This window comes from Pantoea sp. XY16 (assembly GCF_025153065.1).
GTDB classification, from domain to species: Bacteria; Pseudomonadota; Gammaproteobacteria; order Enterobacterales; family Enterobacteriaceae; genus Pantoea; species Pantoea alfalfae.
This window is the reverse complement of sequence record NZ_JANZNP010000004.1, coordinates 437,294-450,600: the sequence shown is the minus strand read 5'-3', so window position 1 is coordinate 450,600 and position 13,307 is coordinate 437,294. Positions and strand designations below refer to the sequence as shown.

Here is a 13,307-nt window from a genome sequence, read left to right as displayed (position 1 = left end):
GATGAAATTACAGACCGAGCAGGCCGATCCAGTAACCAAAGATACCGATGGCAAAGAAGCCGACGATAATCCATAGCGCATTCACTTTACGGCGTAACAGCCACATACACCCAAAGGTCAGCAGCAGTGGCACAATGCCTGGCATCAGCTGATCGAGGATCGACTGTACCGTGGTAACAGTGGTTTTGCCGGTAGAGTCAGTGATGCGCGACACCACCAGCGGGATGTTGACGTGCGTCCACTTGTTGACCAGCGCCCCCATGACAAACAGCCCCAGAATCGAGGCGCCCTCCGTGAGCTTCTGCAGAAAACCGCCGCCCATGTCGCTAACGATGTCGATCCCTTTGCGATAGCCATACGCCACGCCGTAGTAGCGGGTCAGCAGACGAGCCAGGTTAAACAGTATAAAGAACAGCAGGGGACCCAGCAGACTGCCGCTCATGGCGATACCGGCACCCAGTGCGGCAAACACCGGACGTACCGTACCCCAGAAGATCGGGTCGCCAACACCGGCCAGCGGTCCCATCAGCCCGACTTTCAGGCCGTTAATCGCACCGTCGTCGATAGGTGCGCCGTTGGCACGCTGCTCTTCCATCGCCATGGTGACGCCCAGTACCGGTGCGGCGACATAGGGATGGGTATTGAAAAACTCCAGATGACGTTTTATCGCCTGCCTGCGCTCATCGTTATTCTCAGGATAGAGACGGCGGATGACCGGCACCATTGAGAAGCAGAAGCCCAGCGCCTGCATACGCTCAAAGTTCCATGAACCCTGGAAAAGGTTAGAGCGCAGAAAGACGGCGCGGACATCACCGGGGGTCAGTTTCTTTTCAACTTTCGTCATATCAACCATGTGATCACCTGTTCCTTAATCGAGTTCGTTATCAAGATCGTTTGCGGTTGCAGCACCTGTGGGTGCTCCCGCCACACGGTTGTATTTCGGGCTGAGCTGAATATAGAGCACTGCCATAACCACGCCAATCACGCCCAGCGCCACCAGGTTAAAGTTGGTGAACGCTGCGGTTACAAAGCCGAGGTAGAAGAACGGCATCAGATAGCCTGCGCGCATCATGTTGATGACCATCGCGTAACCGACCACCACAATCATGCCACCGGCGATATTCAGGCCATTGGTGACCACTTCAGGAATAGAACTCAGCAACGCATGAACGGCACTGGTGCCGACAGAAATCGCCACAATCAGCGCCGGGATGGCGATACGCATTGCCTGTAACAGCAGGGCAGAGACATGAATCCAGGAGATGGCCGTAAGATTGCCTTTCTCGGCGGCTTTATCAGCCGCGTGCTGGAAGGCCACGGTCAGCGTACGCACGATAATGGTCAGCACCTGTCCGGCTGCAGCCAGCGGAATCGCCAGCGCGATACCGGCACCCACACTCTGACCACCAGCGATGACCAGGATTGTCGAGATGATAGAGGCGAGGGCGGCATCAGGAGCAACCGCTGCACCGATGTTCATCCAGCCCAGCGCAATCATCTCCAGCGTACCGCCGATGATAATACCGGTTTTCATATCACCCAGTACGATACCAATCAGCGTACAGGCGACAAGCGGACGGTGAAACTGGAACTCATCCAGAATTGACCCCATACCGGCAATACAGGCGACAATAAAAATCAAAATAATTTGTAGCGAGGTTATTTCCATCATACTTCTTGTCCTCAGCAGGTTAATCAGGAGCCCGGAAACGCAGGCGCAGAAGTGCTTCTGTTACGCGTTTACTTTCGCAATCAGATCCATCATTTTCAGTTTTTGATCGCTGGAAACTTTACGCACTTCCAGTTCAATATTACGTTCATTGAGTTTGCGGAATGCGGCAATATCTTTCTCATCAACCGAGACCGCATTATTGACCTGGGTTTTCCCCTGGCGGAACGCCATACCACCGATGTTGACCGTTTTAATATCGACACCCTGTTCAACTACGCGCAGGACATCGGTAGGGTTGGTAAACAGCAGCATGACGCGATCCTGACCATACTTCGGGTTGTTCCATACCCGGACCATTTTGTCGACATCCACCACATGAGCCGTCACGCCGGGCGGCGCGACCTGCGTCAACAGGGTTTTGCGCACATGATCGTTGGCCACTTCATCGCTGACCACAATAATACGCTGAACGTTTGTCTCTTTAGTCCAGCGCGTCGCGACCTGCCCATGAATCAGACGATCATCAATGCGCGCCAGCCCGATCTTCATGTGATCCCCGGGGGCCATCGGCTTAGCTGGTTGCGCCGCCGCGGCCGGTTTCTCAGCAGCCGGTGTCGGTGCTTCTTCTTTGGCTTTCAGGGCTTTGACCCCTTCACGACCGGTCTCCACCGCCACGGCGACCAGTTCGTCAAATCCGGGATCGTCATCGCGCGCCATCAGCGTTTCAACCAGCATCGGAATATTGACCCCGGCAATAACCTCATAGTGTGGCTTGTCGACAACAATGCGGCTGGCCGCATTGAACGGGCTGCCGCCCCAGGTATCGACCAGAAAAAGAACCCCTTTACTGGTATCCAGTTCTGCCAGTCGTGCCTGATATTTTTCAATCAGCGTTTCTGCATTTTCACCGGGGACAAAATCTATCCAGCCGATATTCTCCTGCTCGCCTAAGAGCATTTCTGCTGTTTTCAGCAGTTGTTCCGCTGCCCAGCCGTGTGTACCAATTACAATCGCAATGGTCACGTGCTACCTCCGTTCGCTAGAGATGCTCATCTGAGTAAATGAACTGTATTGAGACATGTTTTGATTATACGTTTAACCCGGTCATTCGACTTTCTGATATAGCGTCGAAAAAACAGGGGTTAACTTCATCAAGGCGGTAAAGTCGCGATTTATTTTAGTGATCGAAAAAATAAATTATGTGATGTCCGTCAGCTATTCACCCCGTGAAGTGGCGCTTTACCTTTTTTATGCGCCCGATCATCCCTTACAGAGATTGTAAAAATAAGAAAATTTTTTGACGCAATTTGCCGACCTGATACATTAACGTTCTGTTTATTGCTCAGGAGTAACGGGCTTCAGCCCACCTTTATGGATCGTCACCGACGTCGCTTAATCTGTTCTTTGCGCCTGCTGGCGCGTCACCCTTCGCCTCACGGCGTTTTCACCGCTTTCCCGACTACCCGGATGTCACGCTTCGCTGCGCTGACAGGCACCGGCTCGATCTGTTCCCTGTTCTGGAGTCATAAATAATGGAATTTTTATTCGACCCCTCAATCTGGGCGGGTTTACTGACGCTTATCGTGCTGGAAATCGTACTGGGTATCGATAACCTGGTGTTTATTGCCATCCTGGCCGACAAACTGCCGCCAAAGCAGCGTGATAAAGCACGCCTGATCGGCCTGTCGCTGGCGCTGGTGATGCGGCTGGGTTTGCTGTCGCTGATCTCCTGGATCGTCACGCTGACAACGCCTCTCTTCAGCGTAGGCGGTTTCAGCTTTTCCGGACGAGATTTAATCCTGCTGTTCGGTGGTTTCTTTCTGTTGTTTAAAGCGACCATGGAGCTACACGAGAGGCTGGAGAACCGTCAGCTTGATGGTTCCGCAAATCGCGGATACGCCAGTTTCTGGGCAGTGGTGCTGCAGATTGTGGTGCTGGACGCGGTCTTCTCGCTGGATGCGGTGATTACCGCCGTAGGTATGGTGAATCACCTGCCGGTGATGATGACCGCCGTGGTGATTGCCATGGGGGTGATGCTGCTGGCGTCTAAACCGTTAACCAACTTTGTTAACGCGCATCCGACCGTAGTGGTGCTCTGTCTGAGCTTCCTGTTAATGATCGGTCTGTCGCTGGTGGCAGAAGGCTTTGGTTTCCATATTCCTAAAGGCTACCTCTATGCGGCGATTGGCTTCTCAATTCTGATTGAGCTGTTCAACCAGATTGCACGTCGTAACTTTATTCGCCATCAGTCAAATCGTCCAATGCGTGAGCGTACCGCAGAGGCCATTCTGCGCCTGATGGGCGGCCGTAATCGTGCGCTGGCATCCAGCAATGGCAATAGCAGCGGTAACACCAGCACCAGTGAAGAGTCTGCGCTGACGGAAGCGATGCCGCAGGAAGCGTTTAAAGATGAAGAGCGTTACATGATTAATGGTGTGCTGACCCTGGCTTCCCGCTCGATTCGCAGCATTATGACGCCGCGCGGTGATATCTCCTGGGTCGATGCGAATCGTCCGGTGGATGAGATTCGCGGTCAGCTGCTGGATACGCCTCACAGCCTGTTCCCGGTCTGCCGGGGTGAACTGGATGAAATTGTTGGCGTGGTGCGCGCCAAAGAGCTGCTGGTGGCGCTGGAGCAGGGTGTTGATGTGGCGACCTTCGCGGCGAATACACCGACCATTGTGGTGCCGGAGACGCTGGATCCGATCAACCTGCTTGGCGTGCTGCGTCGTGCTAAAGGCAGCTTCGTGATCGTCACCAATGAGTTTGGCGTGGTGCAGGGTTTGATTACGCCGCTGGACGTGCTGGAAGCGATTGCGGGTGAATTCCCGGATGAAGACGAAACGCCTGATATTGTTGCAGATGGCGATGGCTGGTTAGTGAAAGGCGGAACCGATCTGCACTCGCTGCAGCAGTTACTCGACTTCCATGAGCTGGTCGATCCGACAGAAGATCACGCCTCGCTGGCGGGCCTGCTGATTGAACAGAAAGGGCAGTTACCGCTTCCTGGCGAGGTGATTGATATTACGCCGCTGCACTTCCAGATTATCGAAGCGACGGATTACCGTATCGATCTGGTGCGTGTCACCAAAGATAAACCGCATGACGAAGAGGAAGAGGGTTAACGCTTCCCGTTGTTGCTGAGGCGCTGCCGGTATTACCGGCCGCGCTGAATCTCTCTGACAGCCGCTGCTGAAACGCCGCGGCTGTTTTTTTGTGGGGAAGTCGTATAAGGGCGGAACGGCGCTGACGCGGCAGTTAACGGTGCGTATCAGCCTGATGCAGCGTCAGCCAGGCTGGAAAATCTTCCAGCGGCATCGGGCGGGCAAAATAGTAGCCCTGCAGATGATCCACACCGCGTTCGCGCAGATAAGCTGCCTGTTCAGCCGTCTCTACCCCTTCGGCGACCAGACTGATATTCAGGCGCTGGGCCAGCGAAATCACCATATCCGTTACCGTGGCGTTAATGGCATCCGTACCGATGGCCGCTGTGAAAATCTTGTCGATTTTGAGCACGTCTGGCTGTAAATCTTTCAGGTAGGAGAGCGAGCTGTGACCGGTGCCAAAGTCATCAATCGCCAGCCGGACGCCAATGTCGTGCAGTTGTGCAATCACCGACTGATCGACGACCGGCAGGGCATCCCGTTCAGTGAGTTCCACCACCAGTTGCGGCACCGGACTGGCAGGCCACCACAGGTTCTGCAAATCTTCCAGAATGGCGCGGTCGCGGAAATGACTGGCGGCCACATTGATGGCGATATGAAAGGCGGGATCATTGGGCAACTGAGGCAGATGCCTTACTACCTCGTTCAGCACAAAGCGCGTCAGCGGCTTGATCAGGTTCTGGCGCTCGGCCAGCGGAATAAAGACATCCGGTGCGATCCAGCCCTGTCGGGCGTTATGCCAGCGCAGCAGTAATTCTATCCCGTCACACCCGCCGCTTTTGCTGTTGATCAGCGGCTGACAATAGACCATAAACTCACGGGCCGTGATGCCATAACTGATTTGCCAGCTAAGGCTCATGCGATTTGCCGTCGCAAGCCAGATAATATAGCCCATCAGCAGGCTCAGCAGCAGCGCCAGCGGCAACTGTGAGGGAAGTGTCGCCAGCGCCAGCCGTGTCGGCGAAGGGCCATAGAGGGTAAGGGTAAACGGGTAGCGCAGCGAGCCCTGCTCGTAGCTCACTTCGTCATCTGCCGGCACCGTTGGCTGTATCAGCGGATTGCCATATTCCAGGCTCTCACCATTGACGTTAAACACGGCGCGTTCCACCCAGGGCAGTTGGGGTTCCAGCAGATAATTGCTCATCATTTCAATGTTGATGACCTGCAATATTCCCGACCGGTTATCCAGACTTTTTGGCGTCCATAGCAGTAAGACCGGCGAGCCTTTCAGCAGATACTGGTCGGTTGACAGGGTCATACGCTGGCTGTTGAAGGCAAGGTCAGGATAAGTCTGGCTGAAAGGGATATTGCGCGAGCCGTAAATACTGGAGCAGTAAAGCATGTCGTTTTCGACCAGTAGAATGGCACGAACCGTCTGCAGTGATGAAATTTTTTCGACGAGCGGAAAACGCACGTCCTGACAGGGAACGCCTACCAGCCCCAGCGTATTATTGGCTGAAACCTCCAGCGGTGAAAACATCCTGTCAAACCGCATAATCGCTTTGTCGGCAAAAGCCATCGCCTGCTGTTCAATACGTGACTTCTCTTCGATATAGCGAAAGGCCAGCGTTAATATCAGCATTACGGTGGCGATTGACAGGGCGATCAGCAAACGCTTGCGCCTGAATTGTCCAACAAATTGCTGGGCCATAAACATCAGTATCCACCTTCCCAAAAAGCCAGAAAAAAGCAAAAAATACGGGGTTAGTATCGGCACGGCCAGATCAATATTGAGGCCGGAATGCAGAAAAGCGGGTCTGGAAAGCTGCGCAGACCGGACGGCTGCGCGGAAAACACTCTACCGTTTAAACCTGCGCTGAGATAGCGCAGGATGCGGATTTTATTACGTTTGCATGTTATTTAAACGATTAAACGTTTCGCTTAGTCACACTGAACTTTAATCGCCAGACCGCCACGGGAAGTTTCACGGTATTTCGCGTTCATATCCTTGCCGGTCTCATACATGGTCTCAATAACCTTATCCAGCGAGACGCGGGGTTCACTGGTGCGACGGAGTGCCATACGCGCCGCGTTAATGGCTTTTACCGAGGCGATAGCATTACGTTCAATGCAGGGAACCTGAACCTGACCGGCCACGGGGTCACAGGTCAGTCCAAGGTTATGCTCCATGCCGATTTCAGCGGCGACGCACACCTGCTCCGGGCTACCGCCCAGCAGCTCTGCCAGACCAGCGGCCGCCATCGAACAGGCGACACCCACTTCACCCTGGCAGCCCACTTCCGCGCCTGAAATAGAGGCGTTCATTTTGTACAGCACGCCTATAGCGCCAGAGGCGAGGAAATAGCGCAGGAAAATATCGGGCGTCACCGGCTCGATAAAGTGATCGTAGTAAGCCAGCACTGCAGGCACGATACCGCAGGCACCGTTCGTCGGCGCGGTCACCACACGGCCACCCGCGGCGTTCTCTTCGTTGACCGCCAGGGCATACATATTGATCCAGTCGATAACAATCATCGGATCGCTGGAGTGCTTGGTGGAGGAGGTCAGCAGGCGACGCAGGGAGGCGGCTCGACGGGGTACGCGCAGCGGTCCGGGCAACACGCCTTCAGTATTCAGACCGCGATCAATACAGGCCTGCATGGTCTGCCAGATGTGGGTGAAATAGGCATGAATCTCGTCGCGGCTATGCAGTGCCAGCTCATTTTTCATCACCAGACCCGACAGCGACAGACCGGTTTCGCGGCAGTGCGCCAGCAGATCTTTGGCGGAGTGGAACGGCCAGGGCACAGAGACTTCATCCAGTGCCGACTGACCGAAGTGCTCTTCATCCACAATAAATCCGCCGCCCACAGAGTAATAGGTTTTCGACAGGATCAGCAGGTCGCCCGCGAATGCCAGCAGGCGCAGGCCATTTTCATGCAATGAGAGGTTCTCACTGCGGAACACCATGCCGCCTTCACGCGGGAAATCGACTTCATGCGCGCCTTTCGCCAGCAGCAGTCGCTCACGCTGTTCGACATCTTTAATGAAAGCGGGGATCGCATCGATATCCACCGTGTCCGGCGATTCGCCCGCCAGACCCATAATAATGGCGATATCCGTGTGGTGGCCTTTACCGGTCAGAGACAGAGAACCGTAAACATCCACGGCGATCCGGGTGACCTCCTGCAGCTTTTCCTGTTCGCACAGCAAATCCACAAATTGTTTACCCGCTTTCATCGGGCCGACAGTATGCGAACTCGAGGGGCCAATGCCCACTTTGAACATGTCGAAAACACTAATCACAGGTGACACTCCTCACATTTATTCTCAGTCTGCCGGGGCAGTTTATGGCGCCCATAGTAATGGTCATGCACCGGAAAAGAGCAGCTTTTCGCATGAAATAAACTTATCAAAACAGATAGAAAAAATTATAGCGCAGCCCGGCAGGTCGCTGATGGGCTGGAAGGGAATAAAAAAGAGGAAGAAAGGTCTCAGAAGGCGATCTGCGTACTCAGTGAACGGATAATTCCTGCTGTCATGCCCCACACCAGATAATCCTGATAGCGCGACAGCCAGACCGGATGGCGTACACCCGCCCGATGCACCTCCAGCGCGCTGTAGCGGCTGAGCTGCAAAGCCTCGGCCAGTGGCATCTCGAAGGCACTGCTCACCTCATCCGGATTAATCGTTAAGCGCAGGTCGGCCGGAATAATGCCCAGCACGGGTGTCACCTGAAAGCCGGTGCTGCTGGTGACAGCGGGCAGCGCGCCTAATATCTCGACCTGATGTGGATCGATACCGACCTCTTCCTGCGCTTCACGCAGGGCGGTGGCGATCAGCGAGGCGTCGGTGTCATCCTGCATCCCGCCGGGAAAGGCGACCTGTCCGGCGTGTTTGCGCAGGGCGTGCGAGCGCTGCGTCAACAAAAGCCCCGGTTCATGGCGGGCTATAATCGGCACCAGCACCGCGGCATGACGTCCGGAGAGATGCTGCGTGCTGCGGGCCGGCTGCTGAAGCAGAAAACGGCTGCGAAAAACCTCAAGCGTCAGTGCCAACTGAACCTCCTGTCTGTTCCAGTGCCGGTAAAATCCGGCTGACTTTATCGAGCGTTTCCTGATATTCCGCTTCAGCATCGCTGTCTGCTACCAGGCCGCCACCCGCGGCACAGTAAAGCTGTTGGCCTTCGGCGATCAGCGTGCGGATCGTGATACTGGTGTCCATCCGGCCACACAGGCTGAGATAGCCGATACTGCCGCACCAGGCATTGCGCCGCTGCGGCTCCAGCTCATCAATAATCTCCATCGCCCGAATTTTGGGCGCACCGGTTATCGAGCCGCCCGGAAAACAGGCGCGCAGCAGATCGGTGGCCTGCAGGGTGTCAGGCAACTGTGCGCGCACCGTGCTCACCAGATGATGGACGGCGGGGAAGGGTTCAACCACAAACAGTTCAGGCACCGTGACCGAGCCGGGCTGCGCCACGCGGCCAATATCGTTGCGCAGCAAATCGACAATCATCAGGTTTTCAGCCCGATCTTTCTCCGCATGGCGCAGTGCCTCAGCCTGTTGCGCATCGGCAATCGGATCGGCACAGCGTGGCCGGGTACCTTTAATCGGTCGGGTTTCAATCTGGTTTTGATTCAGCGACAGAAAGCGCTCCGGCGACAGGCTGAGAATCGCACTTTCCGGCAGGCGCAGAAACGCGCTGAACGGCGCCCGGTTAGCCGCGTTAAGCAGAGTAAACGCCTGCCACTCATCACCCTGATAACCGGCCTGAAAACGCTGCGCCAGGTTAACCTGATAACAGTCACCGGCCTGAATATAGGCCTGAACCGCGGCAAAGCGTGCGGCGTAATCGGCATAGCTCAGATTGGAGCGCCAGCGGCTGGTCAGTGAAAAGGGCACGATTTCACGCGCGGGCCACTGCGCCAGCCAGGCGGCGCGCGCTTCAGCGTTCTTCAACGCCACCAGCGTCAGGGTTTGCTGATGATGATCGGCAATCAAGGCCCAGTCATAGATCCCCACCGCCATGTCCGGCGTGGTGAGATCGGCTGTGGCTTTTTGGGGCAGTGACTCAAACCGGCGGCCCAGGTCATAACCAAACAGGCCCAGCGCACCGCCCTGAAACGGCAAAGCCTCACTGGCTGTGGGTCTGATGCCCAGCGCATCACACTGCTGCTGCACCAGCAGCAAGGGATCCGCGGTCGATTCGGTGGTGCCGGTCGTGTCGCTGATGGTCGTGATCGGCCCGCGGGTCACCAGGGTGACGCGGGGATCGGCGGTCAGAATGTCGAAGCGGTTGTCGCTGTGGCTGGCCTGCGCGGAGGAGAGCAGCATCGCCCACGGCAGATGGGCAAGGGTGGCAAAACGCTGTGTCAGCGCATCCGGGGTATAATCAAGCGTGAGGGTTTCAACAATCATCAGGCAGATAAATCAGAAAGCAAAGAGGCGGTCAGACTGACATATTTTTTCCCGACTGGCACCTGTTAGTTCCGCATGGGATACTGTCTGCCCCAACGCAGGAGTAGAACATGTTTATTGGATTACCGGCTCTCTCACATGAGCAGCAACAGCAGGCCGTTGAACGTATTCAGGAGTTGATGACGGGTGGTTTATCGAGCGGTGAAGCGATCGCCCAGGTGGCGCAGGAAATCCGTCAGAATCACAAGGGCGAACAGATTCGGGCGTTATTCGACGACGAAGATGAAGAAAACGAAGAGGAATAACACCCGACATCGTTAACGTGCAGCGATAATTTTAATTTCGATTTTGTACTTTGGATTCAGCAGGCCGGCCTGAACGGTGCAGCGCACCGGCGCATTACCCGGTGAGACCCAGGCGTCCCAGGCCCGGTTCATGGCGGGGAAATCGGCTTTATCCACCAGAAACAGCGTCGCATCCAGGATCTTACTTTTATCACTGCCGAGGCGAATCAGGATCGCGTCAATGACCGCCAGCGCATTGGCGGTCTGCGCTTCTGCGTCGGCATCCAGATTCTCAGGCACACTGGTGTAATAGATGGTGTCGTTGTGGATCACAGCTTCGGACATACGATGTTCCGGGTCAATGCGGGTAATACTCATCGGTTTCTCCCTGGTTAAGTGCGCATTAGCCTGGCACACTCCCGACATCGCTGTCACGCCTTACGCCTTACAGGCAGCGTTGCACAATCGCCTGTCTGTCCGCTATTACCTGAGGAGCCATCCGGAAGGTCGTGAAATATTTTACCTTTGCCCCTTTTCTGTGGGGAGAGATATCCGCAAAAATCGAATCTTCCCAGGTAAAGACGCTGATCTCGTTGCCGTTCGGCTGGGTGTGGGTGGTGTTATCTCTGGCAATAACGCTGGTGGTTGACCAGCCACGATAAATACAGTCGCTGAGCTGAGGGACGGTACGGGTGCTTTGACCCTGAAAAACGGGTGGCTGCAGACGAGCCTGATCAGAAGTGGGAGCCTGGCAGCCGCAAAGCAGCAGCACGCCAGCCAGAGAGCCGATGCGGTAATAGTTCATAACATGCCTCCGCCTGAGTCAGGCAGTCGGGTTAAGGCCATCTGCATAACATCGCCTGAACGACAATGTTAAGCCAGTCTCAGCACGTCAGCTTACGGGTGCCACATCCCAACAGTAAGCTGATTTAATCATTATAAGCCGGGCCTTTGTTTCCTCGCTGCGTTCCTCTGCATTTGATAACTGCATCACACTGTCGGGCTGGCAGCTTTCAGGGTGGAGGGCGATTGCCGCTCCTGCTGCCAGCCCTGACAGGCGGGCAACGGGACAGAATTCAGGACAGTGCCGGCTTAAAAATGTTATAAATCAGCCGTAAAATCGCGCCACTGGATGAGGATGAGAGCATGGCGAATACGCAGTATCTTTTTTGGGTTATGGCTGGCGCACTGACGCTGCTGTTTATTGTTATCGCGGCGTTTGTGGGTTTATCCAAAGGCACTAAGCCAGGCGTGATCACCTTTGCGGTGCTGTTTATCATCATGCTGGCGGGCGCGCTCTACATACGCCATTAGCGCCATGCGGTGAGTTCATTTTCAGTCTATTACAGCAAGTTTACGCCTGGCTCACACTTCAGGCGGAAAATATGCGGCCGGTGGTGACAGTTAACTATGCTCAGTTGAAATAGCAGCACTGCTATTTATCACCGGAGGTAATTATGTCTGAACGTCCTGATTATGATGAACCGTTGCCAGATGATGCTGAGATCTATCCGGAAGATGAAGAAGAGGATGAGGAGGACGATCCGTTAGAAAAGGATGTTTAACCGTCTCAAAGGGATAGTTGTCGAGGTGCCTTTCTTCTGATTCAGGCTTACACCGCAAAACCGCCAGTCGTGCAGTTTTGCGGTTTCTCACTTCTGTAGCCTGCACCGATTCACCTCTTTCTGTGCTGTTTTCTCTCTGAGCCTGCCGACCCATTTTTTCTTCAGGTTTGTTGCTGAGTCGATTTCCTGAAGCAGGAAGTCCATATTAATGATCGTAAAAATCGTTATTTGAAATAAAAAATCTACAAGTAATATTTATTAAATTAACATCGATAGAAATTATAGACTCATTATTCATTCCTGTTTTAATTAACCGCATTTTGTCATCTTGCTGACGCAAAGCTGAGAGGAATAGTATTCCAGCCGCACATTAGCTTATTAAGCAGGGATAAAATGAAACAACTAAAAATGTTAAGTCTGGTTATAGCGATTTCGTCTGTCAGCGCAGCAGGTGCCGCGGAGCCGCACTGGACCTATGAAGGCAAAGCCGGTCCGGCGCACTGGAGTGAACTGACCAGCGACTTCCATATGTGTCACGAAGGCAAGTCACAGTCGCCCATTAATATTACAAATCCGATCGAGGGACATTTACAGCCACTTGATCTGGCTTATCACACATCCGCTGAGAAGGTGATTAACAACGGTCACACCATTCAGGTAACGGTTGATGAGGAAGATGACTTTGTGCTGGATGGTGAAAAATTCACACTGCGTCAGTATCATTTTCATACACCGAGTGAAAACCAGATTAACGGAGAAACCTTTCCGCTTGAAGCCCACTTTGTTCACAGCAAAGAGGATGGCGATCTCGCCGTGGTCGCGGTGATGTTTAAGGTTGGTAAAGAGAATCCGGCACTGGTGCCCTTAATTGACGCAATGCCGAAAGAGGAAAACAAACAGGTAAACATTAACCGGCAGGTAGATTTGCGCGCACTCTTTCCCAGAGACCTGCACTACTATCGCTTCAGTGGTTCCCTTACGACGCCACCCTGCAGCGAAGGTATTCGCTGGCTGGTGCTGAAAGAGCCGGTTACGCTCTCTCAGGCGCAGCTCGACGCCTTTAAACAGGCACTGAAAACCACCAATAATCGTCCGCTGCAGCATCTGAATGGCCGGATGATTGTGCAGTAATAACGGTTTTTAGCGCTTCTTCTGCCTGTGCAATTGACTGATATGTCATCAGGCATATCGGCAACGCGACGGGTTTTTTTCAGGCGGCTTCGGGCCGCCTTTTCTGTGCCTGTCAGCTGTAAATCGGGCT

At 54.3% G+C, this 13,307-nt stretch carries 13 protein-coding genes; 4 read left to right on the top strand and 9 right to left on the bottom strand.

Annotated features, from left to right (window positions below):
• Nucleotides 1-7 precede the first annotated feature (7 nt).
• The 3 genes from N1689_RS06720 to manX all read right to left on the bottom strand — a co-directional run bounded on the left by N1689_RS06720 (nucleotide 8) and on the right by manX (nucleotide 2,695).
• The gene (locus N1689_RS06720) at nucleotides 8-853 is read right to left on the bottom strand and encodes a PTS mannose transporter subunit IID (RefSeq protein WP_161733061.1); all 846 of its coding nucleotides are present in this window, start codon (nucleotides 851-853) and stop codon (nucleotides 8-10) included.
• Between the two features lie 15 nt (nucleotides 854-868).
• Nucleotides 869-1,669, bottom strand: a complete 801-nt coding sequence (locus tag N1689_RS06715) for a PTS mannose/fructose/sorbose transporter subunit IIC (RefSeq protein WP_033733019.1) — start codon at nucleotides 1,667-1,669, stop codon at nucleotides 869-871.
• A gap of 63 nt (nucleotides 1,670-1,732) precedes the next feature.
• Nucleotides 1,733-2,695 carry a PTS mannose transporter subunit IIAB gene (manX, locus tag N1689_RS06710; RefSeq protein ID WP_222925383.1) on the bottom strand — a complete coding sequence of 321 codons (963 nt, stop codon included), beginning with the start codon at nucleotides 2,693-2,695 and terminating at the stop codon, nucleotides 1,733-1,735.
• 509 nt (nucleotides 2,696-3,204) lie between these two features.
• Between manX and N1689_RS06705 the strand changes: the two genes are divergently transcribed.
• Nucleotides 3,205-4,797 (top strand): TerC family protein, encoded by a 1,593-nt coding sequence (locus tag N1689_RS06705; protein ID WP_161733057.1) that lies wholly within the window; start codon nucleotides 3,205-3,207, stop codon nucleotides 4,795-4,797.
• 133 nt (nucleotides 4,798-4,930) lie between these two features.
• Here N1689_RS06705 and N1689_RS06700 read toward each other — a convergent pair whose 3' ends face one another.
• The 4 genes from N1689_RS06700 to pabB all read right to left on the bottom strand — a co-directional run bounded on the left by N1689_RS06700 (nucleotide 4,931) and on the right by pabB (nucleotide 10,197).
• Nucleotides 4,931-6,493 carry an EAL domain-containing protein gene (locus tag N1689_RS06700; RefSeq protein ID WP_161733055.1) on the bottom strand — a complete coding sequence of 521 codons (1,563 nt, stop codon included), beginning with the start codon at nucleotides 6,491-6,493 and terminating at the stop codon, nucleotides 4,931-4,933.
• Between the two features lie 224 nt (nucleotides 6,494-6,717).
• Complete coding sequence (locus N1689_RS06695; protein ID WP_161733053.1) at nucleotides 6,718-8,082, bottom strand: L-serine ammonia-lyase; 1,365 nt, start codon at nucleotides 8,080-8,082, stop codon at nucleotides 6,718-6,720.
• 188 nt (nucleotides 8,083-8,270) lie between these two features.
• Nucleotides 8,271-8,834 carry a CoA pyrophosphatase gene (locus tag N1689_RS06690; RefSeq protein WP_222925384.1) on the bottom strand — a complete coding sequence of 188 codons (564 nt, stop codon included), beginning with the start codon at nucleotides 8,832-8,834 and terminating at the stop codon, nucleotides 8,271-8,273.
• Entirely contained in the window at nucleotides 8,818-10,197 is a 1,380-nt protein-coding gene (gene pabB / locus N1689_RS06685) for an aminodeoxychorismate synthase component 1 (protein ID WP_222925385.1), read from the bottom strand. The genes N1689_RS06690 and pabB overlap by 17 nt, the downstream gene beginning before the upstream one ends.
• 110 nt (nucleotides 10,198-10,307) lie before the next feature.
• Here pabB and N1689_RS06680 point away from each other — a divergent pair, with 110 nt between their 5' ends.
• Nucleotides 10,308-10,502: a YoaH family protein gene (locus N1689_RS06680; RefSeq protein WP_013358092.1), complete on the top strand. Its 195-nt coding sequence runs from the start codon at nucleotides 10,308-10,310 to the stop codon at nucleotides 10,500-10,502.
• A 12-nt stretch (nucleotides 10,503-10,514) separates the two neighbouring features.
• Here N1689_RS06680 and N1689_RS06675 read toward each other — a convergent pair whose 3' ends face one another.
• Nucleotides 10,515-10,859, bottom strand: a complete 345-nt coding sequence (locus N1689_RS06675; RefSeq protein ID WP_260058324.1) for a RidA family protein — start codon at nucleotides 10,857-10,859, stop codon at nucleotides 10,515-10,517.
• Nucleotides 10,860-10,926: 67 nt separating this feature from the next.
• Entirely contained in the window at nucleotides 10,927-11,286 is a 360-nt protein-coding gene (locus N1689_RS06670; protein ID WP_260058323.1) for a hypothetical protein, read from the bottom strand.
• Between the two features lie 341 nt (nucleotides 11,287-11,627).
• Between N1689_RS06670 and N1689_RS06665 the strand changes: the two genes are divergently transcribed.
• Together N1689_RS06665 and N1689_RS06660 are read left to right on the top strand one after the other, a co-directional pair.
• The gene (locus tag N1689_RS06665) at nucleotides 11,628-11,795 is read left to right on the top strand and encodes a hypothetical protein (RefSeq protein ID WP_202604891.1); all 168 of its coding nucleotides are present in this window, start codon (nucleotides 11,628-11,630) and stop codon (nucleotides 11,793-11,795) included.
• 644 nt (nucleotides 11,796-12,439) lie between these two features.
• Nucleotides 12,440-13,177 carry a carbonic anhydrase gene (locus N1689_RS06660; protein WP_260058322.1) on the top strand — a complete coding sequence of 246 codons (738 nt, stop codon included), beginning with the start codon at nucleotides 12,440-12,442 and terminating at the stop codon, nucleotides 13,175-13,177.
• Nucleotides 13,178-13,307 lie beyond the last annotated feature (130 nt).

Bases quoted from the DNA above. Each gene is read 5' to 3' on its own strand.
- N1689_RS06715 (WP_033733019.1), bottom strand. From the start codon at position 1,669: ATGGAAATAACCTCGCTACAAATTATTTTGATTTTTATTGTCGCCTGT.
- pabB (WP_222925385.1), bottom strand. From the start codon at position 10,197: ATGATTGTTGAAACCCTCACGCTTGATTATACCCCGGATGCGCTGACA.
- N1689_RS06705 (WP_161733057.1), top strand. From the start codon at position 3,205: ATGGAATTTTTATTCGACCCCTCAATCTGGGCGGGTTTACTGACGCTT.
- N1689_RS06665 (WP_202604891.1), top strand. From the start codon at position 11,628: ATGGCGAATACGCAGTATCTTTTTTGGGTTATGGCTGGCGCACTGACG.
- N1689_RS06700 (WP_161733055.1), bottom strand. From the start codon at position 6,493: ATGTTTATGGCCCAGCAATTTGTTGGACAATTCAGGCGCAAGCGTTTG.
- N1689_RS06660 (WP_260058322.1), top strand. From the start codon at position 12,440: ATGAAACAACTAAAAATGTTAAGTCTGGTTATAGCGATTTCGTCTGTC.
- N1689_RS06670 (WP_260058323.1), bottom strand. From the start codon at position 11,286: ATGAACTATTACCGCATCGGCTCTCTGGCTGGCGTGCTGCTGCTTTGC.
- N1689_RS06680 (WP_013358092.1), top strand. From the start codon at position 10,308: ATGTTTATTGGATTACCGGCTCTCTCACATGAGCAGCAACAGCAGGCC.
- N1689_RS06675 (WP_260058324.1), bottom strand. From the start codon at position 10,859: ATGAGTATTACCCGCATTGACCCGGAACATCGTATGTCCGAAGCTGTG.
- N1689_RS06720 (WP_161733061.1), bottom strand. From the start codon at position 853: ATGGTTGATATGACGAAAGTTGAAAAGAAACTGACCCCCGGTGATGTC.